Annotated in this window: 22 protein-coding genes and 2 tRNA genes; 5 read left to right on the forward strand and 19 right to left on the reverse strand. The window is 67.0% G+C overall.

Annotated elements, in window-relative coordinates; all coding sequences use genetic code 11:
• Nucleotides 1-96: 96 nt before the first annotated feature.
• Complete coding sequence (locus E3T55_RS01175) at nt 97-525, reverse strand: hypothetical protein (protein WP_134517758.1); 429 nt, start codon at nt 523-525, stop codon at nt 97-99.
• Between the two features lie 712 nt (nt 526-1237).
• Between E3T55_RS01175 and E3T55_RS01180 the strand changes: the two genes are divergently transcribed.
• Nucleotides 1238-2326: an IS110 family RNA-guided transposase gene (locus E3T55_RS01180; RefSeq protein ID WP_134517759.1), complete on the forward strand. Its 1089-nt coding sequence runs from the start codon at nt 1238-1240 to the stop codon at nt 2324-2326.
• A gap of 415 nt (nt 2327-2741) precedes the next feature.
• Here the strand turns inward: E3T55_RS01180 and E3T55_RS01185 are convergent.
• The 3 genes from E3T55_RS01185 to E3T55_RS01195 form a co-directional block, all read right to left on the reverse strand.
• Nucleotides 2742-2815 (reverse strand) — tRNA-Ile (locus tag E3T55_RS01185).
• A gap of 17 nt (nt 2816-2832) precedes the next feature.
• Nucleotides 2833-4107, reverse strand: coding sequence for a glycosyltransferase (locus tag E3T55_RS01190; RefSeq protein WP_241992770.1), 1275 nt, complete (start codon nt 4105-4107; stop codon nt 2833-2835).
• 154 nt (nt 4108-4261) lie between these two features.
• Nucleotides 4262-5173, reverse strand: coding sequence for a DMT family transporter (locus E3T55_RS01195; RefSeq protein WP_134517760.1), 912 nt, complete (start codon nt 5171-5173; stop codon nt 4262-4264).
• A 43-nt stretch (nt 5174-5216) separates the two neighbouring features.
• Between E3T55_RS01195 and def the strand changes: the two genes are divergently transcribed.
• Nucleotides 5217-5789 (forward strand): peptide deformylase, encoded by a 573-nt coding sequence (gene def / locus E3T55_RS01200; protein ID WP_134517761.1) that lies wholly within the window; start codon nt 5217-5219, stop codon nt 5787-5789.
• 6 nt (nt 5790-5795) lie between these two features.
• Here the strand turns inward: def and E3T55_RS01205 are convergent, their stop codons facing one another.
• From E3T55_RS01205 to E3T55_RS01270, 14 genes are all read right to left on the reverse strand, one after another.
• On the reverse strand, nt 5796-6101 hold the full coding sequence (locus E3T55_RS01205) for an AzlD domain-containing protein (protein WP_134517762.1): 306 nt from the start codon (nt 6099-6101) through the stop codon (nt 5796-5798).
• Nucleotides 6098-6826, reverse strand: a complete 729-nt coding sequence (locus E3T55_RS01210; protein ID WP_134517776.1) for an AzlC family ABC transporter permease — start codon at nt 6824-6826, stop codon at nt 6098-6100. Before E3T55_RS01210 ends, E3T55_RS01205 begins: the two co-directional genes overlap by 4 nt.
• 113 nt (nt 6827-6939) lie before the next feature.
• A complete protein-coding gene (locus E3T55_RS01215) occupies nt 6940-7815 on the reverse strand; it encodes a sensor histidine kinase (RefSeq protein WP_134517763.1) in 876 nt (291 codons plus the stop codon).
• 86 nt (nt 7816-7901) lie between these two features.
• Nucleotides 7902-7974 (reverse strand) — tRNA-Asn (locus E3T55_RS01220).
• Nucleotides 7975-8111: 137 nt separating this feature from the next.
• A complete protein-coding gene (locus E3T55_RS01225; RefSeq protein WP_241992771.1) occupies nt 8112-9107 on the reverse strand; it encodes a D-isomer specific 2-hydroxyacid dehydrogenase family protein in 996 nt (331 codons plus the stop codon).
• Complete coding sequence (locus E3T55_RS01230) at nt 9100-9966, reverse strand: ATP-binding cassette domain-containing protein (RefSeq protein WP_241992772.1); 867 nt, start codon at nt 9964-9966, stop codon at nt 9100-9102. The genes E3T55_RS01225 and E3T55_RS01230 overlap by 8 nt, the downstream gene beginning before the upstream one ends.
• A 101-nt stretch (nt 9967-10067) precedes the next feature.
• Nucleotides 10068-11699: an ABC transporter substrate-binding protein gene (locus E3T55_RS01235; RefSeq protein WP_134517765.1), complete on the reverse strand. Its 1632-nt coding sequence runs from the start codon at nt 11697-11699 to the stop codon at nt 10068-10070.
• Between the two features lie 44 nt (nt 11700-11743).
• On the reverse strand, nt 11744-13666 hold the full coding sequence (dnaG, locus tag E3T55_RS01240) for a DNA primase (RefSeq protein ID WP_134517766.1): 1923 nt from the start codon (nt 13664-13666) through the stop codon (nt 11744-11746).
• Nucleotides 13666-14916, reverse strand: a complete 1251-nt coding sequence (locus E3T55_RS01245) for a deoxyguanosinetriphosphate triphosphohydrolase (protein ID WP_241992773.1) — start codon at nt 14914-14916, stop codon at nt 13666-13668. The genes dnaG and E3T55_RS01245 overlap by 1 nt, the downstream gene beginning before the upstream one ends.
• Nucleotides 14909-16060, reverse strand: coding sequence for a tRNA dihydrouridine synthase DusB (dusB, locus tag E3T55_RS01250; RefSeq protein WP_134517768.1), 1152 nt, complete (start codon nt 16058-16060; stop codon nt 14909-14911). The genes E3T55_RS01245 and dusB overlap by 8 nt, the downstream gene beginning before the upstream one ends.
• 117 nt (nt 16061-16177) lie before the next feature.
• Nucleotides 16178-16858, reverse strand: a complete 681-nt coding sequence (locus E3T55_RS01255; RefSeq protein WP_241992774.1) for a DsbA family oxidoreductase — start codon at nt 16856-16858, stop codon at nt 16178-16180.
• 49 nt (nt 16859-16907) lie between these two features.
• Entirely contained in the window at nt 16908-17762 is an 855-nt protein-coding gene (locus tag E3T55_RS01260) for an isoprenyl transferase (RefSeq protein ID WP_134517769.1), read from the reverse strand.
• Complete coding sequence (gene recO, locus E3T55_RS01265) at nt 17759-18499, reverse strand: DNA repair protein RecO (RefSeq protein ID WP_134517770.1); 741 nt, start codon at nt 18497-18499, stop codon at nt 17759-17761. Before recO ends, E3T55_RS01260 begins: the two co-directional genes overlap by 4 nt.
• Nucleotides 18500-18533: 34 nt before the next feature.
• Entirely contained in the window at nt 18534-18899 is a 366-nt protein-coding gene (locus tag E3T55_RS01270; protein WP_134517771.1) for a nuclear transport factor 2 family protein, read from the reverse strand.
• A 145-nt stretch (nt 18900-19044) separates the two neighbouring features.
• On the opposite strand from E3T55_RS01270, the gene E3T55_RS01275 reads away from it, so the two are divergent.
• Nucleotides 19045-19722, forward strand: a complete 678-nt coding sequence (locus E3T55_RS01275) for a hypothetical protein (RefSeq protein ID WP_134517772.1) — start codon at nt 19045-19047, stop codon at nt 19720-19722.
• Between the two features lie 112 nt (nt 19723-19834).
• On the opposite strand, the gene leuA is transcribed toward E3T55_RS01275, so the two are convergent.
• A complete protein-coding gene (gene leuA / locus E3T55_RS01280) occupies nt 19835-21610 on the reverse strand; it encodes a 2-isopropylmalate synthase (protein ID WP_134517773.1) in 1776 nt (591 codons plus the stop codon).
• 333 nt (nt 21611-21943) lie between these two features.
• On the opposite strand from leuA, the gene E3T55_RS01285 reads away from it, so the two are divergent.
• A complete protein-coding gene (locus E3T55_RS01285; protein WP_134517774.1) occupies nt 21944-22525 on the forward strand; it encodes a hypothetical protein in 582 nt (193 codons plus the stop codon).
• Nucleotides 22526-22647: 122 nt separating this feature from the next.
• Nucleotides 22648-23040: hypothetical protein (locus tag E3T55_RS01290; protein ID WP_206751380.1), on the forward strand; the 393-nt coding region annotated here is incomplete at its 3' end.

Consider the following 23040-nt stretch of genomic DNA (forward strand, 5'->3'; position numbering starts at 1 on the left):
GCGGAGCAGATCGAAGGCTGGGAGCTGGAGACGCTTCGTCTTGAGGTTGTCGCGCACTTCACAGACAAATAAAAGTCGGGCCTATTCATTGTCCCGTTATGGGTTCCCGTGTGACACAGCGGCGACGCACTCGGGGCCGGGTGGTTCGGCCCCAGTTCTGTCGCGTTCTACGTCCCTGCCCTCCTGTGAGCGCCACTCGCGCGCCGCGAGTCGGATGGCCGCGATCTGCTCTGTTGTCAGCGCCTTCGGGGTATGCGGCGGCTTCTTCATGCGCGATGCCTCCTTCACCGAATTGCGCGTGATGATCTCTCGCCGGACCGCGAAGGCCATGATCATGCCGAATGTTTTGCGGGCGTGCTTGGCGCGCGAGTAGGACAGCTCACGCTGCTGCTTCAAAAACATCTCAACGCGCCCGACAGTCACCTCCCGGATCGTGTAGTGCTCGAAAAACGGCAGTACGAGCCCCCGCAGTTGGCGCTCGTAGGTTTCCTTGGTGCCCTGGGAACGGTCGACGTCGTGCATCACGTCATCGATTCAGGCGGCGGCGAGCAGAGAAAAGGGTGAGCCTGGATTCAGAGAATCGCCAGCGAAACCTCCCGCACGCATCCGCGCGCCCAAGTCGACCTTCAGCACTGCCTGGGCCTGGTTTCGACTCGCACGTGTCGCTCCGACTTGCCGGGACCGACCGTCCCAGTCGTGAAATACGGTGGTCGCCCGAAATCGAGCGGGACCCAGTTTGACGGTTGTGATCGAGCCGAACGTGCCGATGGGTAATCGCGGTCGTCCGGCCATCACCGCTTGCCGTTTCGGATGTCTGCGCTGGGGTCAGGCTCATGGAGGGCGTCCAGCCATCGGAGAACGTCGGAGATTCGGTAGCGGATCTCCCGCTTCGAGGTCATCCCCGGCCCATCAGGCGGCGGCTTGGCGAGACCGTCTCGCGGTGGTCTCGACTGCTCGCCGGTCATTGAGCCCGCCGAAACACGCGCTCGACCAACGGATGGAGATTTTCGTAGAACGTCCCGCCGGGTCTCGATCGCTCGTTCCTCGCGCCTCGACCAGCGGGACGGGTCTCGATCGCTCGCCGGTTGTTGAGCCCGCCGAAACACGCGCCTCGACCAGACAATATGTGTGTGGCCAGTTCTTGAGACTGGGGCCTCCGGAGGCTAGAACGGTGGTTACCAGCACTCGTTTGGAGGGAAGCGCTGGCCCGTTCTATCGATGAGGTTGGAGGCCCCAGATGAGTACTTATCGTAGTTTCGTTGGCTTGGATGTGCATGCCCGATCCGTGTCGGGTTGTGCGCTTGATGAAGCCACCGGCGAAGTGTTGCGGCACCGTTTCGGCGGTGATGTCGGTGACGTCATCGCGTGGGTTCGCGGGTTGCCGGGACCGATCCGGGTGGCGTATGAGGCCGGACCGACAGGGTTCGGGCTGGCCCGGATGCTGAACCTGATCGGCATCGAGTGTGTCGTCGTTGCGCCATCAAAGTTGATGCGGCCCTCGGGAGACAAAGTGAAAACCGATGCCCGCGACGCGTTGTATCTGGCCCGGCTGTTGCGGGTGGGGGAAGTGACCATCGTCGAGGTCCCGAGCGAAGCTCAGGAATGCGTGCGTGACCTTGTCCGGAGCCGGGAAGACTGCCGGCATGACCTCGGCGCCGCTCAGCATCGGCTGTCCAAATTGCTCCTGCGGCGCGGGATTGTGTATTCCGACGGGACAGCATGGACGGGCAAGCATGACGCCTGGCTCCGCCGGCAACGCGTCGGGGACCCGTCGTTCCTCAGCGCATTCGATGCCTACTACGAAACGGTCGTGCAGACCGCGGCCCGTCGGGCCCGTCTCGACAAAGACATCGAGGCGATCGCCGCAAATTCGGACTACACCCCCATCGTCAACCGACTGGGCTGCTTGGTCGGCATGGCACCGCTGACCGCGTTGAGTCTGGCCGCCGAGATCCCGGACTGGCACCGCTTCACGGGTAAAACCATCGGCTCCTTCATTGGTTTGGTGCCCTCGGAGTCCTCGTCCGGGTCGACGAGGCGGCTGGGTTCGATCACCAAGACCGGGAACAGCCACCTGCGCCGGCTGCTGATCGAGGCGGCCTGGCTCCATCAAAAGCCCTACAACCCCGGCCCGCGATCGGTGCTGCAGGCCCGCTGGGCCAAAGCACCCCAGGCCGCGGTCCTCCGTGGCCAAGCCGGCAATAAACGGTTGAATCAGCAGTGGAAGAAGTTCATCCTGCGCCGCAAACACGGCCCGACCGCTAACGTCGCGATCGCCCGCGAGCTGTCCGGCTGGTGCTGGTCCTTGGCCGTGATGGAGAGCTAACGCCCCCCCTCTCGAGACTGCTGAACGTCGGCGGGTCAACCGGCCGACACTCACGAGGAGCGAACCCACTACCTCGCTGTGGGCAACACGCATCACCCGCGTGCGACGCCCGAGACCAGACCAGTGCACCGCGCTCCTGTCGAATACGTCGTCCTGCGGTAACCAACCCGCGCATATCAGCCCGACCGTGCGTTGACGCGACTTTCGCCCAACACGCTCGGCCCTTGACCCACCGACGTTCAGCTCCTCACCACCGCAGCGCCCGCAGCGCAGAATGGCCGATAAGGGATCAAACCGGGAGAAAAGCGCTCCCGGCCCGACCCCTCATCACCCAGTCAAGCACTACGAGCGCTACTCAAAAATGCCCACTTGACAACAAACAACACATATCAGCGAGGGGGGGGTGCGTTTTTTGTAGGGCGACCGGGACTTGAACCCGGGACCGACGGATTATGAGTCCGCTGCTCTAACCAGCTGAGCTACCGCCCCATGCCGCACACGAGCAACTAGTCCGTTGCGTGTGTCGAGGCATCGTCGGCGACCAGCACGGCCACCGGCTCACCACGATACAGGCATTCGAATGTGTTGAGCGTGCGCTTGATATCGTGCGTCGCGATCAGCTTGAGCGACTCACGCTTGAGCGCGGCCAGGTTCTCGGGAGTCGCCGTCAGCACCGTCGTGAGCTTGTCGGCCAGGTCCTGCGCGTTGCCGGGGGCGAACAGGTATCCGTTTTGCTGATCGTGCACGAGGTGCGGCAGGGCCATCGCGTTCGCCGCGACGACCGGCAGGCCAGAGGCCATCGCCTCCATCGTCGCGATGCTCTGCAGTTCGGCGATCGAGGGCATGGCGAAAACGGTGGCGCGGGAGTAGGCCGCGCGCAGCTCGTCATCCGTCACGTAGCCGGTGAAGGTAACACGATCACGGATGCCGAGGGTGTCGGCCAGGTGCTCGAGGTTGCGTTTCTGGTCTCCCCCGCCGACGATCTCGATCTGGGCCTTCAGGGTCGGTGCGAGCAGGGCGGCGGCCTGCAGCAGCACGTCGATCTGCTTCTCACCGGTGACCCGCCCCACGAACAGGATGCGATTCTCGGTGCGCGGCTCGAAGTTGGGCGAATAATTGTCGGCGTCGATACCGCAGGAGACGGCGTGCACCTCGCGCAGGCCGGTGTACTTCTTCAAGAACTGGGCGGCGCGCAGGGTGGGCGTGGTGACGGCAGCGGCCCGGCCGAAGGTACGGCGAGCGGCACGCCAGGCGGCCTTGATGACACGGTCCTGAAAGCCCAGCGGAATCAGCGAGAACTTCACCATGTTCTCGGGCATGAAGTGGTTGGTACCGATCATGCGGATGCCGCGCGCTTCGGCCTCGATCGACACCCCGCGCCCCACGTTGATGTGCGACTGAAAGTGCACGACATCCGGTCGGAACGCGTCGAGAATGCGGCGGCTGTCGCGGCGCACGATCCACGGCAGGGCGAACCGCAGCCAGTCGTGCGGGTACCAGCGCCAGCTGTGCAGACGGTGCACCATCATGGGCTGGCCCTCGTGCATTTCCATCCAGCTGCCGTGCTTGCGGGACGCAGCCGGCGCCATGATCTGCACCTCGTGGCCGCGCGCCACGAGACCGGCCGCGAGGCGTTCGGCAAATCGGGCGGCACCGTTCACGTCGGGCGCAAAGGTATCGGCGGCGATGAGCACGCGGATGGGCTTGCGGGCGTGTGGGCTGGCTGTCCGAGGCGTGGCCTCAGGCGACGATTCGCTCTGCAAATCGGTCGAATCTGGCACGTGTCGTGGTCCCTACGTTGTTGTGCCGGGGATCATCGTCCGGCGAGAAATCTGGGCGTCGTTGACTCGCCGGCGAGGTCTACTGACGCTCCATACTAAACCGACACGCCCACATTGCGCCTCGATGCTCGGCGCGCCCCCGATTTCGGGCACGTCAGCGGTCTAACTGGGGGTGGTAGCGGGCGAGACGAAAAACCCCCCAAATGGCGAGGGAACCGGCGACGACGAACGCCACCCCGGCCCAGGGCGGGGCCTGCGAGGCCTCGCCGAGCACGATGATGCCGATGCCGACCGCGACGAGCGGATCGACGACGGTGAGACCGGCGATCACGAGGTCGGGCGGTCCGGAGGCGTAGGCGTTCTGCACGAAGTAGGCACCTAGCGACGCGGCCAGCAGCAGCCCCAGAACGCACAGCAGCGTCAGCCACTCGAAGTTGCTGTTCTGGATACGGTTGATGATGACCTTCGCGAGGGTCGCGACGAAGCCGTAGACGACCCCGGCCCCGAGAATGTAGAAGATCGCCTTGAAACGGTGGCGCAGGTACCCGAAGGCGAAGCCGAACAGGGTCAGCACCGCGGCGAGCACGACGAGGATCGTGACGAGGTTCTCGTCGGTCACCGGCTTGTCGACGGCGGTGAACGCCGCGACGGTGACGAACAGGCCCACTCCGCCCACGCACATGACGATGGCAATGATCGAGGCCCGGTTGAGTTTCACGTTGCTGAGCCGGGCGTTGAGCACGGCGGTCAGAACCAGGGCCACGGCGCCGAGCGGCTGTACCACGATGATCGGAGCGTAGGCGAGGCTCGACAGCTGGAACACAATGGCCAGGCCCAGCATGAGCGAACCGAACACCCACGACGGCCGCGCGAGCAGCAGCATGAGCTGCCGCGGGTTCAAACCGCCCGTGGCCTCGACGGTGTTGGCCTCGACCTTGGTGACTCCGCGGTGCTGAAATTGTGCACCGAGCGAGAGAAAAACCGCGCCGACGAGTGCCAGCGGAATACCGATCGCCTGCCGGGGGTCGATGGTGATTTCCGCTGCCAGATCAGTCAGGTCGGTCATCACTTGTCGACCCTATCCAGAACCATGCCGATATTCTTGTCAAATGGCCGTGCGATCGATAGTAATTTCCGGGGATCCCGTTCTCCACTCCCCCGCAGCATCCGTCGTCGAATTCGACGACACGCTGCGCACACTGGTGACGGATATGTTCGAAACGATGGATAAGGCGCCCGGGGTGGGACTCGCGGCGCCGCAGGTGGGTGTGGGCCTGCGTCTGTTCACCTACAGCTTCGAAGACGACCAGGACGTGCTCTGGCGCGGAGTGGCGATCAATCCGGAGCTGTGGATCACTCCGGTACCCGCCGGCGAGGCCGACGAAGACGACCCGAACGAAGACGAGGGCTGCCTGTCGTTTCCGGGAGAGCGGTTTCCGCTGCGCCGGGCCCAGTCGGCCATTCTGCGCGCCGTCGACCTCGACCAGAAGCCGTTCGAGATTCGCGCCGACGGCTGGCTGGCCCGAATCTTTCAACACGAGTACGACCACCTCGACGGCACCCTCTACGTGGACCGCCTCGAACACGCGCACGCGAAGGTTGCGGCGAAAATTACGCGCAAGCGCAGCTGGGGCGTGCCCGGGCTGAGCTGGATGCCCGGCGTCGACGACCTCGAGGGCTGACGCGACCTACGTGAGGGCGCGGATCGCGGCGGCCACGGCGGCCGCCGCGATCACCACGACGATGAACGGCGCCTTCAGGGCGAACAGCCCGGCGGCGACGATCACCGCGGGCACCCGAGCGTCGAGCACGATGGCCTGACCGCTGCCGAGGGTCTGCACGGCGATGAGCGCCGCGAGCAGCGCGACGGTAAGCAGGTCGGCGATGCGCGCCGGCCGCGGCTTGTGCAGCAGCGCGGGCGGCACCAGGTAGCCGAGCAGCTTGAGCGCGAGCACGGCGATGGATGCCGCGATGATGATCTGCCAGAGGGTCACGACGGCATCCGCTCACCGGGGATTGATGTTCGGGGGCCGAACCAGTTGAAGAATCCGACGAGCACGGCGACGAGGGCCGCGACGAGCACCGGCACACCGGGCATGAGTGCGGGCGTGAGGAGCGCCGCGACCACGGCGGCGGCCACGGCGACCGCGACGGCCTGCCGACGCTTGAGCCGGGGCCACAGCAGCCCGACGAAGGCGGCGGCCGCGGCGGCATCGAGCCCGTAGGCGCGGGTGTCGCCGAGGGCATCGCCGATGAGGGCGCCGGCGAGGGTCGTGAGGTTCCAGCCGATGAACACGGCAAGGCCCGTCACCCAGAACCCGGTGCGGCGGCTGGTCGCGGTCGGCTGCGCGAGTGCGACGGCGGTCGACTCGTCGATGGTGAGCCAACCGGCGGCGAGCTTCTTGTACCAGCTGTCGTTCCAGCGACCGCCGGCGACGACCGGGGCGGTGCGCATGCCGTAGAGGCTGTTGCGCACGCCGAGCAGGGTCGCGCTCGCGATCGCGGCCGGGCCGGCGGCGAGGCCTCCGGCGGCGAGCACGCCGATCAGGGCGAACTGCGAGCCGCCGGAGAACATGACGAGGCTGATGAAGCTGGTCTGCCAGATCGACAGGCCGGCCGCGACCGACAGGGCACCGAACGAGACGCCGTAGGTTGCCGTGGCCAGGCCGACCGCGAGACCGGCGCGCACGGCGAGGCGGTGATTGCGGGCATCCGTCACCGCGAGGGGTTCGAATGACGCGTTCGCGTCGTCGTTGGTCGGGTCGTCGTTGTTCGCGTCGTCGTTGGTCGGGTCGTCGTTGGTCGCGTCGTTTCTGGTCACGGCGGCGGGCGCTAGCGCGAGAGGTCGACGCCGTGCACGCCGTTGTGAAAGCGCAGGGCGGGGAAAACGGCGGAGACCGAGAAGCCCAGGCCCGGAACCGTGCCCGCATTGAAGACACCGCCGAAGAGCTGGGCGCGCTCGCGCATCTGCGTGATGCCGGCGCCGGCGATGCTCTCGCTGAGGGCCTTGAGGTCGTCGTCGATCGTGTACGCGGTGCGCGCGGCGACCTCGTCGTCGCTCGAACTGTCGCGGCGGGCGGCGGCCCGAATGCCGTCGTCGTCGATGAGCATCTGCAGGCCATCCTGGGTCCACGCGAACGAGACCCGAGCCTCGGTGCCGAGGCCGCCGTGCTTGAGCGCGTTAGCGAGGGAGCTCTGCAGAATGCGATAGATCGCCAGTTCGGCACCGGGCTTGAGCTCGAAACGCTCCCCCGACTCGGTGAAGTTCACGACCAGGCCGGCGTCACGCATGACCCGGAACAGGTCGCGGGCCGACTGCGGTCCCGGCTGGGCCGCGGCGACGGCCTCGCCCTCGCGGGCGATGGTCAGCACCCGGCGCATGTCGGCGAGGGCGACGCGGCCCTCGTCGACGATGTTCGTGGCGGCCCGCACGGCGGTCGACGGATCGCTCTCGGCCATGTAGCGGGCGCCCTCGGCGCGCGTGATGAGGCGGGCGATCGACAGCACGGCGACGTCTTGCAGCTCGCGGATGATGCCGAGGCGCCCCTGCTGCTCGGCGAGGCTCAGCTCAAGGTCGATGCGCTGCCGCTCGGCGGCGTTGCGATTGACGACCCGGCGGCGGGAGCGCACGAGGGTGATGATCCACAGGGCGAGAAATACCGCGGCGGCCACCGCGAGGGCGACGTTCGTGAACAGTACGGGGGTCACGAACTGTGCCTTTCGTCGCGCTCGTGCACGTCGGCACGAGGGAACTAAAAAAGGCCACCCGGGGTGGAGCCCTGAGTGGCCTTTAGCTCCCCGACTTGGACTCGAACCAAGAACCTGCGCATTAACAGTGCGCTGCTCTGCCAATTGAGCTATCGAGGAATACTGGTGGTGCAACTAACTGAACTGGCAATCATCATTCCTGCGAACAGGTTTTTGTGTTGAACAGCGTTGCTACTTTACCAAGATCTGGCACGTGCGCAAATTCAGGTTCGAGATTCGGCGCGTCGGCCAGGGGTTCAGTATCCGAAACGGGGGTCAACGACCCCCACAAACCGGCCCGTCATCAGGTAAGCGCGTACATTCAGACGAATTCGTTCGGCCAGCAGCGGCGCCGTCATCTCGGGCGTGTCGGCCATGTGCGGCGTGATCAGGCATCGAGCCTCACTCCAGAGCGGATGCCCCGCCGGCAGCGGCTCCGGATCGGTCACGTCGAGCGCGGCCCCGGCTATCGCTCCCGTGGCCAGAGCCGCGACCAGGGCCGACGTGTCGACGAGCCCTCCGCGGGCGATGTTCACGAGGCGGGCGTGGGCGGGCAGCAAACTCAGCTCGGGAGCGCCGATCAGGTGCCGGGTGCCCGTGGTGAGGGCCGCCGCGACCACGAGCACGTCGGCGCCCGGCAGCACCGCGGCAAGCTGCTCGCTCGTCACCGTGCGCGCCGCGCCCGCGACCGGTTCGCTGCTGCGGCGCACGACCGTGATCCGGGTGTCGAAAGGGGCCAGCAGCCGGATCAGCTCCCGCGCGATGCCGCCGGCGCCGATGATGACGATGTTCGCGCGGTACAGCGACCGCCCGTCGGGCACCGGATCCCACTCGCGAGCCCGTGCCCGCTTGGGCAGCACGCGCATCAGCGCGAGGGTCAACGCGAGCGCGTGTTCGGCGACCGGTTGGGCGTAGGCGCCCTTGGCGCTCGTGATGGTCAGGCCGGGGCGGGCGTGAGCGGCCAGAACGCCGGCGAAGGCATCCACACCCGCCCAGGGGAGCTGCACCCAGCCGACCTGCGGATTCTCGGTCAGCACCCGGTCGAGCTCGCCGGCACGCTGGTAGGAGAGCCAGACGAGGCCGCGGGTGGCCGCGGACAGCGGGGCCAGCGTGCCGCCGGCATCCGTCACGGCCCGGGTGAAGGCCGGTGTGGCCTCGGGCAGAATCGCGATCGGCCCGACCGTGGGCCGCTCCCCCGGCGGCAGCTGCGTCACCGGAGCGCCCAGAACGGCGCGGTGCTGGGTCTCACTCATGGTCATGCTCGCTGTCGCTGACATAGTCGTCGTCATCGTCGGGCGCGAGCGCCGCGGCCAGCTGCGCCACGTACGGGTGCCACGGATCGGCAAAGACCTCGTCGATCGTGCCGAGGCCCACGAGAACGCCCTGATGCATCACGCCGATGCGGTCGGCGACGCGACGCAGCACCGCGAGGTCGCTGCTGATCACGAGGGCTGAGAACAAGCGCTCACGCTGCAGCTCGGCGATGACGTCGATCACCGCGTCGCGCACGAGCACATCGACGCCCGCGGTCGGTTCGTCGGCGACCAGCAGGGCCGGTTCGAAGACGAGCGCCCGGGCAAGCGCCACGCGCTGTCGCTGACCGGCCGACATCTCGTAGGGAAACTTGCTCAGAACGGCCAGCGGCAGCCGCACGGCGTCGACCATGGTCGCGACCTTCACTCCGAGCGCCTTGCGGTTGTAGCGGTGGTCGCGCTCCAGAATGGGAACCGCGACGATCTCCGCGACCGTGAGCGTCGGCGGCAGCAGCTCGGCGGCGTCTTGCGCGAGCAGTCCCACCTCGTAGGTCAGTCGGGCGAGGGAACGCCGTTTGATGCCGCGCAGCCGGTGACCGAGCACGGTCGCATCGCCGCCGGTGATCTCGGGTCGCACACCGGCACCGGGATCGGCCACGAAGCCGTCACCGGAGAGCACCCGGCCGATCGTGCTCTTGCCCGATCCGCTCTCGCCGAGCAGCCCCAGCACCTCACCAGGCGCGAGGCGCAGGTTCAGCCCGTGCACGGCGACGAAGGCGGGGCTGGCACCGTGCGGCGGATACTCGATCGTCAGATCGTCCGCCACAATGGGGGCAACGGATGCCGCGCGCTTGGTCACGCAGACACCCCGCCGGTGCGAGAGTCAGGGCGGGCAGTGACGGCCGGACGCGCAACGGTGCTCATCTGTCGACTGTAGCCGACGTGCACAATGCGCCCCGCTCACTCGCGAAAGAGGGCGGCGTAGCGCAGGGTGAGCGAGGCGTCGAGGGTGTCGTCGAGGCCCGAGATGTCGGCACCGGTCACCGCGATCTGGGTGCTCTGCAGCAGCGGCAGGGTCGGCAGGGCGGCGGCGAGGTCATCCTGAATGCCCTCGATGAGGGCGGTGCGCTCCCCCGCATCGGCGGTGGTCGCCTGCTCGGCGATCAGCTCGAGCAGGGCCGGATCGAGCCCGGCACCGGCTCCCTCGGCGAATACGGGCCTCAGGTAGGTGTCGGCATCGGCGTACTGCGGCGTGCGGCCGGATTGCGAGGCCGGGTAGGAATCTGCCTCGGCCCGGTACTGCGCCGCTGCGGTGTCCTGCAGGGTGACCGCGAAGGCTCCCGTGGCCTCGAGTTGGGCCTCGATGAGCGCGTACTCGGCCGCGGATTCCGCCCCATACAGCTCAGAACTGAAGTTCAGTGTGAGCGCGACCGGCATCGTCACGCCGGCGGCCGTGAGCAGTTGCGTGGCCTGGTCGGGGTCTGGCCCGCCATCACCGTCGCCGTAGAACCCCTTGAGCGATTCGGTCGCCCCGGCCAGCCCCGCCGCAACCTGCGAATACAGCGGCAGCATGCTTCCGGTGTAGACCTGCGCCGCGAGCTGTTCTCGGTCGACAAGCTCGGCAACGGCCGCGCGCACGGCGAGGGCCCGGGCGGCATCCGGTTCGGGCGTGGCCGTGCCGAAGGGCTGGGCGCTCGCGCTGAAAGCGAGAAAGCGGATGTCCCCGCCCGGCGCGTCGACGACCGTCACGGCGTCGTTGCCGCGCAGGTCGTCGACATCGGAGGCCGAGAGGGAGCCCCAGGCGACGTCGATGTTTCCCTCCTGCACGTCGAGCTTCAGGTTGGCCGCGTTGGCGTAGTACTTCACGGCGATGTCCTCGGTGCGGGCCGTCTCGAGCAGCCCCTGATAACCGCCGAACGCGCGGTACTCGAGCATGTTGTTGCGGTCATAGCGGGTGAGCGTGTACGGGCCGGCGAAGGCCTCGGCCTCGACGATGTCGTCGTCGGGAGTGACGGCATCCGCCGCGAAGGTCTCTTCGTCGACGATCGCGCCGGCCGCACCGGCGAGCACCCGGGAGAACAGGGCGTCGTTTTCGGTCGTCAGGGTGAAGACAACGGTCGTCTCGTCGAGCGCTTCGGTGCTCGCGAGGTTCGCGAGGGGCCCGTCGGCACCGGCCGTCGTGGCCGCGTTGATCGTGCGCTGGCGGTCGAAGCTGAAGACGACGTCTGAGGCGGTGAGCGCGTTGCCGTTGGCCCACTCGAGGTCGGGTTTCAGCACGACCGTGTACTGCGTCGCCGACGTGAAACCGGCCGACTCGGCAATGTCTGGCTCGAGCTCGGCGCTGCCGTACGGGCTCGAGAGCAGGTACGGAAAGACCTGCGACTGCACGGCGAAGGACCCCGCGTCGGTGGCGGCCGCGGGGTCGAGGGCGGTCACGGTACCGGTCGTGCCGATCGTGATGGGTTCGTCACCGTCGACCACGGGGGTTTCGGCCGAACAGCCGGCGAGCGTGACGGCGGCGACCAGGCAGGTGGCGATCACAGCGCCCCGGGAGGTGGGGCGAAAACGTGGCGTGGGGCGTGGTGGCGTCATGGCAGACCCTCCGATGGTGGCGATGGTTCGGGCCGGGGCGGCACTCATTCGTCTCGCAGACCGCGACGTTCGGCCTCGACCCGCACCAGCTCGCGCTGCAGGGTGACGTAGACCTCGCGCTGTTCCGGGTCGGCGCGCTGCAGCCGGCCGAGCAGTTCGGCCTTCTGCCGCAGCAGGTCCCGGTCGATGAGGGCGATCGTGATGTCCTTCACGTAGCGGTGCACCTCTTTTTCGCTGCGCTCGGGCAGGTTGGCCATGGCCAGTTCGTGCACGAGGTTCGCGAGCTGCGGCGGCACATCGTTCAGCACCCGTTCGAGCCAGTCGGCCTGATCGGCATGGTCGAGGTTCGCCGCGATCGCGTCGCGCACGATGGCGAGGCCGGTGTGGGTGAAGCTCGTCTGCGCGGCCCGGCCGACGATCTCGACGCCGACGATGACCGGCAGCTGCAGCATCGCCATCAGTCCGTCGCGCTCGAGGCGGGTCACCGGGTCACCGGGCAGTTCTACGAGGGCGAAGGGTCGTTCGACGTTGACGGTGGCGACGGATGCCGCATCGCCCGGCCCCGGGGAATGCCGCCCGAAGTCGCCGCCCGCCGCGCCGGAGCTGCCGTCGCGGTAGCCGTCGGCGCGCGCGGTGCCGGCCTTCGCCTTGGCTTTTGCCGCGGCGACGGCCCGGGAGACCTCGACCATGTCGATGCCGAGCATGCGGGCCAGCTCGCGGGTGTAGCCGGGGCGCAGGGTTTCGTCGCGAATGTCGCTGACGAGCGGCGCGGCCGAACGCAGGGCAGCGGCGCGACCCTCGACGGTCTCGAGGTTGTACTGGCTGAGCAGCTGCCGAATCATGAACTCGAACATCGGCTTCTTGGAGTCGACGAGACGACGCACGGCATCGTCACCGCGGTGCAGGCGCAGGTCGCACGGGTCGAGGCCCTCGGGCGGCACCGCCACGTAGGTCTGCGCGGAGAAGCGCTGTTCCTCGGCGAAGGCGCGCATCGCGGCCTTCTGGCCGGCGGCGTCTGGGTCGAAGGTGAAGATGACCTCACCCGCGCCGCTGTCGTCGCTCAGCACCCGGCGCAGCACCTTGATGTGATCGACGCCGAAGGAGGTGCCGCAGGTCGCGACCGCGGTCGTCACCCCCGCGAGGTGGCAGGCCATGACGTCGGTGTAGCCCTCGACGACGACGACCTGCTGGTTGCGGCTGATGTCCCGCTTGGCCAGATCAAGCCCGTAGAGCACCTGGGACTTGTGGTAGACCGGGGTTTCCGGGGTGTTGAGGTACTTCGGGCCCTGGTCGTCGTCGAGCAGTTTGCGGGCGCCGAAACCGATGGTTTGCCCGGTGATGTCGCGAATCGGCCAAACCAGACGACCCCGAAAGCGGTCGTAGACGCCGCGGTCACCGCTCGAGACCAGACCCGACAGGGTGAGTTCCTCGGTCGTGAAGCCCCGGCCCCGCAGGTGTTTGGTCAGTTCGTCCCAGCTCTTCGGGGCGAAGCCGATGCCGAACCGACTCGCGGCCATCTCGTCGAAACCGCGGCTGCCGAGAAAGGCCCGGCCGACCTCGGCGCCGGGGCTGCCGAGTTGTTCAACGAAGAAGTCGGCGGCGGCCTGGTTGGCGGCCAGCAGGCGTGAGCGGTTGCCGTGTTCGGGAGCGGCGCCCGCGCCGCCCTCGTAGTGCAGTTCGAGTCCGACGCGCGCGGCGAGACGCTCGACGGCTTCGCTGAAGGTGACGTGGTCCATCTTCTGCAGAAAGGAGTAGACGTCACCGCTCTCGCCGCAGCCGAAGCAGTGGTAAAAACCGACCTGCGGGCGCACGTGAAAGCTCGGGGTGCGCTCGTCGTGAAAGGGGCAGAGCCCTTTGAGCGAGCCGACACCGGCGGATTTCAGGGTGACGTAGTCGCCGATGATGTCGGCCAGGTTGGTGCGTGCCTTGACCTCTTCGACGTCGCCCTGGCGAATGAGCCCGGCCATCAGGCCTGCACGAGGTGTTCGTACCAGGCCAGTGCGGACTGGTCGGTGAGGCTCGCGACCTGGTCGACGACGACGCGTTTGCGGGCGGCATCGTCGGTGGCGGCCGCCCAGTCTTCGCGCGATCCGGGGTCGAGATGCTGGTCGCCGGTCTCGAGCAGCCGGTCGGCGAGCAGGGTCAGCACCTGACGCTGCTGCACGTAGATGGGTTTGCGGGTGTTGCGGGTCATCACGAAGGCCGCCACGATGCCCTTCAGCACGGCGATCTCGGCCTGAATCTCGCGCGGCACCACCACGTGCGCCCCGAAGCGGATGAAGTTCTCCGCCGGAAATTCCTGCCGGGTTGCGCGCACCGCGGCGCCGCTGAACCGGCCGATCAGCTGGCTCGTGAGGTTCTTCAGGCGGCCCTGGTCGCGGCGGCCGGCGGTCCAGCCGTCGAGCCACACGTCGAGGGCGTCGAGCCGGTTGAACGCCTTCTGCAGGTCGTTTTCGGACATGTCGTCACCGACCCACTCCGACATCGTCGCGAGCAGTTCGTCGTGCTTGTCGCGGCTGCTGAGCAGTGCGACGTCGACGTAGCCGTTGACGATCGCGTCCTCGAAGTCGTGCACGGAGTAGGCGATGTCGTCGGAGAGGTCCATGACCTGCGCCTCGATGCAGAGCTGGCGGGGCGGAGCCTGGTCGCGCAGCCAGACGAAGGCCGGCAGGTCGTCTTCGTAGAAGCCGTACTTGGCCCGCCCGCTGGGGTCGGCCACGGAGGAATTCACCGGCCACGGGTATTTGCAGCTGGCGTCGAGGCTCGCGCGGGTGAGATTGAGACCGTAGGAGCGGCCATCCGTTCCGAAGACCTTCGGCTCGAGGCGCGTCAGCAGGCGCAGGGTCTGAGCGTTGCCCTCGAAACCGCCGATGTCGGCCGACCACTTGTTGAGGGCCTTCTCACCGTTGTGCCCGAACGGCGGATGTCCGATGTCGTGCGCGAGGCACGCGGTGTCGACGATGTCGGGGTCGATTCCGAGGCGGTGCGCGATCTCACGGCCGACCTGGGCCACCTCGAGGGAGTGCGTGAGGCGGTTGCGGGCGAAGTCGAGGCCGGCCGTGGGGCTCAGCACCTGGGTCTTCGCCGCGAGGCGACGCAGCGCGCTCGAGTGCAGCAGCCGGGCGCGGTCGCGCGCGAAGTCGCTGCGCCTCGAGCTGTGCTCCTCGGGAAACCAGCGTGCCTCGTCGTGTTCGTTGTACCCGTTGCCGTTAGCCACCGCTGGTATCCCCTTCGCCCTCGGTCAAGTTCAGTCGGTCCCGGCCGACCAGTTCGCGCGATTCGAGCCAGTACTGGGGCAGGGAGGTCTTCTTCGGAGAACCCGCACGCCCGCGCGGCCCCTCGGCGCCGGCACCGGGATAGGGCAGGTCGCCGTCGAGGGTGGCGAGCAGTTCGGCGAGCTGGGCGAGCGACTCGACCATCGCGAGGCTCGCCCGGGTATCACCACCGACGGGGTAACCCTTGAAGTACCAGGCCACGTGCTTGCGAATGTCGCGGCAGGCCCGAGCCTCGCTCTCGAAGAACTCGGTGAGAAGTTCGGCGTGGCGGTAGAAGGCGGCCGCAACCTGGCCGAGCGAGGGTTGGATCGTCACCGTGCGGCCCTGGAAGGCCGCGGCGAGGTCGCCGAACAGCCACGGACGGCCCAGGCAGCCGCGCCCGACGACGACGCCGTCGCATCCGGTCTCACTCATCATGCGCAGCGCATCGTCGGCCGACCAGATATCGCCGTTACCGAGAATGGGGATGTCGGTGATCGTGTTCTTCAGCGTGGTGATGGCCGACCAGTCGGCCTGGCCCGAGTAGTAGTCGGCGGCCGTGCGGGCGTGCAGGGCGATCGCCGAGACGCCGGCCCCCTGCGCGGCCTTCGCGGCCTCGAGGTAGGTGAGGTGGTCGGCGTCGATTCCCTTGCGCATCTTGATCGTGAGCGGCACGTCACCAGATGCGGTGACGGCGGCCTCGACGATGTCACGGAACAGGCCGCGCTTCCAGGGCAGGGCCGCTCCCCCGCCCTTGCGGGTGACCTTGGGCACCGGGCAGCCGAAGTTCAGGTCGATGTGGTCGGCGCGGTCTTCGGCGACGAGCATCGTGACGGCCTCGGAGACCGTGTACGGGTCGACGCCGTAGAGCTGGATCGAACGCACCGTTTCGCTCTCGTGGTGGTTGATGAGGCGCATCGATTCGCGGGTGCGCTCGACGAGCGCCCGCGAGGTGATCATCTCGCTCACGTAGAGGCCGGCGCCGAATTCGCGGCACAACCGGCGGAACGCGGTGTTGGTGATGCCGGCCATCGGCGCGAGCACGACGGGGATATCGAGCTCGAGCGGCCCGATACGCAGCGGTGTGGTCGTGGAAGGGAAAGTCATGATCGTTCAAGTCTCCCAGATCGGGCGGGGTTCCCCGCGCTTCCCACAGGCCGAGCAGGTAATCCCGCCCGATCCGGTGCGCGAAAAGGCGTTTCTGGTCGCCCGGCCCGGGGCGGGTCAGCGCTCGTCGCGCGCCTGCGTCAGGGCCTGCGTGAAGGCTTCGGGCGCCTGCGCGCCCGAGATGCCGTACTTGCCGTCGATGACGAAGAACGGCACGCCCTGGATGCCGTAGGCGTTGGCCTGGGCGACATCCGCTTTCACGGCCGCGAGGTGCTCGTTGGCCGTCAGGGCACGCACGACGTCGGCACGGTCGAGGCCGATCTCGGCGGCGAGGTCGGCGAGGTCCTCGATGCGCCCCACGTGCAGGCCGTCGACGAAGTACGCCTTGAGCAGGCGTTCCTTCATGTCGAGCTGGCGGCCGTGGGCCTTGGCGTAGTGCAGCAGCTCGTGCGCGATGACGGTGTTGGTCTGGTGCACGGAGTCGTAGTCGTAGTGCAGGCCGACGCTCTCGGCGATGCCGGTGACATTGGCGAGCATCTCGTGCACCTGCGCGACCGGCAGGCCCTTGCGCTGGCTGAGGTAGTCGACCGGGCTGCCATCGAAGTCGACGGGGGTATCCGGGGAGAGTTCGAAGCTGTGGTACTCGACCTCGACGTCTCCGTCGAAGGCGGCCGCGCCGGCCTCGAACTTGCGCTTGCCGATGTAGCACCACGGGCACTGCACGTCAGACCAGATATCGACCTTGATGGTCGCGGTGGTGTCGGGCAGGGTCACGGTGCTGTTCTCAGAATTGCTCACACCGAGGGCAACGTATGTGCCGCCACACTATTCCCGGTCACGTCGCCGGTCAGGCGGTGGGCGTGTCGACGGCCCCGCCGTAACGGCGATTGCGAGCGGCATAGAGTTCAACGGCGTGCCACAGATCGACGCGGGTGAAGTCCGGCCAGAGCGTGTCGAGAAAGACCATTTCGGCGTAGGCGCTCTGCCAGAGCAGAAAGTTGCTGGTGCGCTGCTCGCCGGAGCTGCGCACGAACAGGTCAACGTCGGGCATCTCCGGCACGTACAGGTGTCGGGCGATGGCCTTCTCGGTGATGCCGGAGGGCTTGAGCCGGCCGGCCGCGACGTCTTCGGCGAGGGCGCGCACGGCATCCGCGAGCTCGGTGCGTCCGCCGTAGTTGACGCACATCGTGAGGGTGAGCACGTCGTTGCCGGCGGTGAGCTGCTCGGCGTACTGCAGTTCCGTGATGACGGATGCCCACAGTCGCGGTTTACGCCCGGCCCACCGCACCCGCACTCCCCACTCATTGAGCTGGTCCCGGCGGCGGTGCAGCACGTCACGGTTGAAGCCCATCAGAAAACGCACCTCGTCGGGCGAGCGCTTCCAGTTCTCGGTCGAGAAGGCGTACACGCTGAGGTGCTTCACGCCCAGCTGGATCGCTCCGGCGACGACGTCGAGCAGCGCCGCCTCGCCGGCCTTGTGGCCCTCGACCCGGGTGAGGCCGCGGCCGTTGGCCCAGCGGCCGTTGCCGTCCATGACCACGGCGACGTGGTTCGGCACGACCTTCGCGGGCAGGGCCGGCGGGTACAGGCCGGTCCAGTCCAGGGGTTTGAAAGCGACGGCGTCTTTGTGCGTGAAAGGTTTGACGGGTTTGGCGGCGAACAGGTTCAGCACTGACGGATTCAGGGGGGACTTCGCTTTCATCGGGTGACGTGTTCGAGCGAGCGCAGGCCGCGGCCCAGGTGGTATTGCGTGTAGGCGGCGACGATGCCGCCGGCCTGAGAGCGGGTGCGGGCATCCGTCGACTCTGCGTGCGGCCAGTCGCCGGTGAGCAGGGAGCTCAGCAGGGCGATGGTGCCGCGATCCAGTCGCGGTGAGCCGGGAGGGGCGCAGGTGTCGCAGACCACGCCGCCGAGCTGCACGACGATCGCGCTGTGATAGCCGGTCTCGCTGTCGGCGGCGACGGCGCCGCAGCGGGCGCAGTCCTCGAAGCTCGGCGCCCAGCCGGCCATCGAGACAGCACGCAGCAGATAGGAGTCGAGGGTCAGCGCCGATCCGTGCTCACGCCGTGACAGCGAGCGCAGGGCACCCACGAGCAGAATGTACTGCTGCAGCGAGCCCTCGGTCTCGGTCAGCTTGTCGGCCGTTTCGACCATCACACTCGCGGCGGTATAGCTGTCGTAGTCGGCCGTGATCAGGGCGCCATAGGAGCCGAGCGACTCGGCCTGGGTGATGATGTCGAGGCTGCGGCCCTCGTAGAGCTGCACGTCGGCGACCATGAAGGGTTCGAGCCGGGCCCCGAACTTCGACCCGGTGCGCCGCACGCCCTTGGCGACGGCACGCACCTTGCCGTGCTGGCGGGTCAGGAGGGTGACGATGCGGTCGGCTTCACCCAGCTTGTGGGTGCGCAGCACGACGGCTTCATCACGGTAAACAGGCACAGTCCAGTATCCCCCCTGGATCGTGAACCAGCGCTCAGGCTTCGCCCGGTTCTTCCATCCACCACTCGGTGAACGCGCTCGCCCGGCCGTCGGGCGCGAGCCTGATCACCCACAGGTTGCGGTACCGCGGGCCGAGCGCGTAGACCGTGGTCGCCTCGACCACGGCGACCTGATCGTCACGCACGAGCGTTGTCCACTCGAAGCTGGTCTCCCCCGGCTCGTCGGCCGCCGAGAGCCACTCCGCGAGAATCTCCGTGTGGCCGGTCCACGGGTCGGAGTAGGGCTCCGTGCGGTACTCCGCTTCCTCCGTGAACAGCGCCAGAATATCGGCGGGGGCATTGGATTCCCAGGCTCGACGGTAACCGGCGATCCACTGGGCGAGGGCACGATGATCGGTCATGGCACAGTTCTACCGCCTCCGGCAGCGCGCGGATAGCCCGGCCCGCCCGAAGACCCACTCAATAGTGGCCGGAACTGGCTCTGGTTTTATCCCCGAACTGGGGGGAAACTGGGGGAAACATTTCCCGTAAGTATGGAGGTATCTCATGATCCCGGTCGAGGGTACAACGCCCGACCTGATGCCCGTGCTCTCGCGCGGCAAGCATCGCACTCCTCGCAGCGGCGGCTGCTTCATGGAATTCGCCTCGTACCTCGCGGGCGAATCATGGAGCGACCATCCCGCCTGCACGCATCCGGTTCTCGCGTCCCTCGCGAGAATGGTGAACGACTGCACGTCGGACACCGCCCGTTCCCGGCTCTCCTCCCTGATCCCCTCCGTCATCGGCCTGAAGGGCGATGACCGCCGGGTGGCACCGGTCGTGGCGCTGCGCGCCGCAACGGCCGCACTGCCCGTCGCCAGCGCAGAACGTCAGCGCGCCCTCTCGGTGGGTATTCTCGCCTGCGAGCGGCGTCTGGCCGCTCTCGACGAGAGCGCCAGCCGCCGGGCATCCGCTCAGGCTCGGGAAGCATTCGCGCAGGCTCCCGACGCCGAACGCTGGGCCCACGACTTCATCTACTCGGTGCGGTCCTGGTCACGAACGAAATTCACCAACCACACCGCGGATTCCATCCTGCGCGTGTCGGTGCAGGGCATCGCTGAGGCATGCATCACCGACCCGGACGAGCGACTGAAGGCGCTGCTCGGCCAGGCCATCGCCGACTGCGATGCGATTCTGCGCGCACCGACGGATGCCCGCGTCGACTCGGTTCCGGCCCACTTCTAAAGTGGGGCGCCGCAGCAAAGAACAAGAGCACCCGAAAACACGAACGCCCCGAACCCTCAGTGAGGTTTCGGGGCGATTCGTGGTTCGCTAGACCGTGACGAGACCGTGACGGCTAGACCGTGGCGAGCTCGGGGGCTGCGGCGTGCTGCTGCTCGACGCGGATGCCGCGGTTCACGGCCGAGACGACGGCCTTGAGTGATGCCGTCGAGATGTCGGCATCGATGCCCACACCCCAGTAGCGCTTGCCGTTGACGTCGAGCTCGACGTACGACGCCGCGAGAGCGTCACCACCGGCGGACATGGCGTGCTCGACGTAGTCGTAGAGCGTGATCGCGATGCCGCGTCCGGTCATGACGGTCAGGAACGCGTTGATCGGACCGTTTCCGGTACCGGTCACGGTGCTCTTCTCGTCGCCGTCCCGCAGGTCGACGGTGAGGTCGACCGAGCCGGCCAGATCGCTCGTCGTTCGGGTGGAGAACAGCTCGAAGCGGCCCCACTTGGCGTCGGGGTGCGTGTGCTCCGCGGGCAGGTACTCGTCGTTGAAGATGTTCCAGATCTCTTCGCTGGTGACCTCGCCGCCCTCGGCATCCGTCTTGGTCTGCACGACGCCCGAGAACTCGATCTGCAGCTTGCGCGGCAGGTCGAGGGAGTGGTCGGTCTTGAGCAGGTAGGCCACGCCGCCCTTGCCGGACTGCGAATTGACTCGAATGACCGCCTCGTAGCTGCGGCCGAGGTCTTTGGGGTCGATCGGCAGGTACGGAACGGCCCAGACGAGGTCGTTGACCGTGCATCCGTCGGCGGCCGCCTGGGCGTCCATCGACTCGAAGCCCTTCTTGATGGCGTCCTGGTGGGAGCCGCTGAAGGCGGTGAAGACGAGGTCGCCGGCCCAGGGGCTGCGCTCGGGCACGGGAAGCTGGTTGCAGTACTCGGCGGTGCGCTTGATGGCGTCGATGTCGCTGAAATCGATCTGCGGGTCGATGCCCTGCGTGAACAGGTTCACGCCGAGGGCGACGAGGTCGACGTTGCCGGTGCGCTCACCGTTGCCGAAGAGGCAGCCTTCGATACGGTCAGCTCCGGCGAGATAGCCCAGTTCGGCGGCCGCGATCGCGGTGCCGCGGTCGTTGTGCGGGTGCAGCGAGAGCAGCACGTTCTCGCGGTGGGCGAGGTGGCGGGACATCCACTCAATGGAGTCGGCGTAGATGTTGGGGGTGGCCATTTCGACCGTCGCCGGCAGGTTGATGATGACCTTGCGCTCGGGGGTGGGTTCGAAAATCTCGATGACCTGGTTGGAGACCTCGACGGCGAATTCGAGCTCGGTGCCGGTGAAGCTTTCGGGCGAGTACTCGTAGTAGACCGTGGTGCCGGGGATCGTGGCTTCCATGCTCTTGCACATGCGGGCGCCGAACAGTGCGAGGTCGATGATGCCCTGCTTGGTCTCGCGAAAGACGACCTCGCGCTGCAGGATGCTCGTCGAGTTGTAGAGGTGCACGATGGCCTGCTTGGCGCCGGCGATCGACTCGTAGGTGCGCTTGATGAGGTGCTCGCGGGCCTGGGTCAAGACCTGGATGGTGACGTCGTCGGGAATGGCTCCCTCGTCGATCAGGCTGCGAACGAAGTCGAAGTCGGTCTGGCTGGCCGACGGAAAGCCAACCTCGATCTCCTTGTAGCCGATGCGCACGAGCAGGTCGAACATGATGCGCTTGCGCTCGGGGCTCATCGGGTCGATGAGCGACTGGTTGCCGTCGCGCAGGTCGACGGCGCACCAGCGCGGGGCCTTGCTCATGTGCTTGGTCGGCCAGGTACGGTCGGGCAAGTCAACGCTGAACTGCTCGTGGTACGCCTGATAGCGGTGGATCGGCAGTGCGGACGCGGTCTGGTTGTTCTTCATTGTCTTAGATCTCCTCGATCGGATGGTGTCAGCAGCCAACACAAACTCCGCGACGAGGGAGGCCTTCAGATTAGGACTCGTCGCGGCAGCTAAGGAGGAGCAGACCGTTCAGCACGATCCCACGCTAGCACCGTTTGGCAGCAGGAGAAGTGCGATCGTGCCGCCCGAGTGCAGGGATCGCTCGAGCACAGGTCGTCACGAAAAGCGGATCCGTCGCCGAAAAGGAGCCAATCCATCCGGTATTCATCGACTTGGCGGCATTCGCTGGCCGTCTTCAGAGATTGGGCCTGTGGATAACTGCCACGGACGGCATCCGTGCCCTACGGTGACCGCATGCGACCACATTTCCGCAATTTTCTGCCGAAACTCGTTGCTCTCGCTCTAGCTGTCGGCCTCAGCGGATGCTCCGCCGCCACCGAGCCCGCTCCCCCGACATCCACGCCGTCACCGACCACCGCCGTTGCTCCGGTGTTCGCCAACGACGACGAAGCCCTCGCCGCCGCAATTGAGGCCTATGCCGCCTACCAGGAGATGTTCACAGCCGTCGCCGCTGAAGGTGCCATCAACCCCGAACGGATGCAAGCCGTTACGTCCGGAAGCTATGAGGACTTGATGCTCCAGGATCTGAGCGACGCCCGGGCTGCAGGCCTTCGAACGACGGGCACGACCACTTTCGACGGCGTGATGCTACAGCGGGTCGATGAAAGTGCTCCGAGCGGCACGAGTGTGGTCGTTCTCTATCTTTGCTCTGATGTCTCCCAAGTCGACGTCCTCGACGCAAACGACGTGTCACAAGTCGATGCCGACCGCATCCCTCGAACAGCGCTTGAGGTGGGTTTCGATTGGGAGCAGGGACGCCCCGGCGTGCTGACCGTGGGATCTCGGGTCGCGTGGACGGGTGATGGCGTGTGCTAATTCGCCCTTCTAGTTGGCGCATTCTTTTCTGGGCGGCAACCCTTGCAATCTTAGAAATGCCCGCCCTGCAAGCGTCTGGCCCAGTTCCTGAGCCCACGATCACATCGACGATAGCTCCGGGCGTGGTGCAGGTTGTTGGATTCGTTGAAGCCGCGAAAGGCAACGATAAGACGAGCACGGCCGACGCAGAGGAGAAGAGGCAGGAGGACCTCGCGAAGAAAATCCTCGCCGACGATCCAGCCCGGTGGCTGATCGTTGACGACCTGACGATTCCTCTGGCCGACCGCGCCACCAAGAGCAAGAAACCCGGCCCCGGACTGGTCGAAATCCGAGTGGACGTCTTCGTCTTGGCATGCATGGCCGGCGATCCCTGCGACCCGGCCTTCACCGCGGTCACCGTCATCACACCAGGCACTCCGGCCGTGCGCATCAGCGACCTCATCAGCTTCACCCCCACCGCCCCGACCCAACAGATGCAACCCAACGGATGGATGGTCAGAGGGCTCGCGACGAAC

The organism is Cryobacterium frigoriphilum, from assembly GCF_004403305.1.
Lineage (GTDB): Bacteria > Actinomycetota > Actinomycetes > Actinomycetales > Microbacteriaceae > Cryobacterium > Cryobacterium frigoriphilum.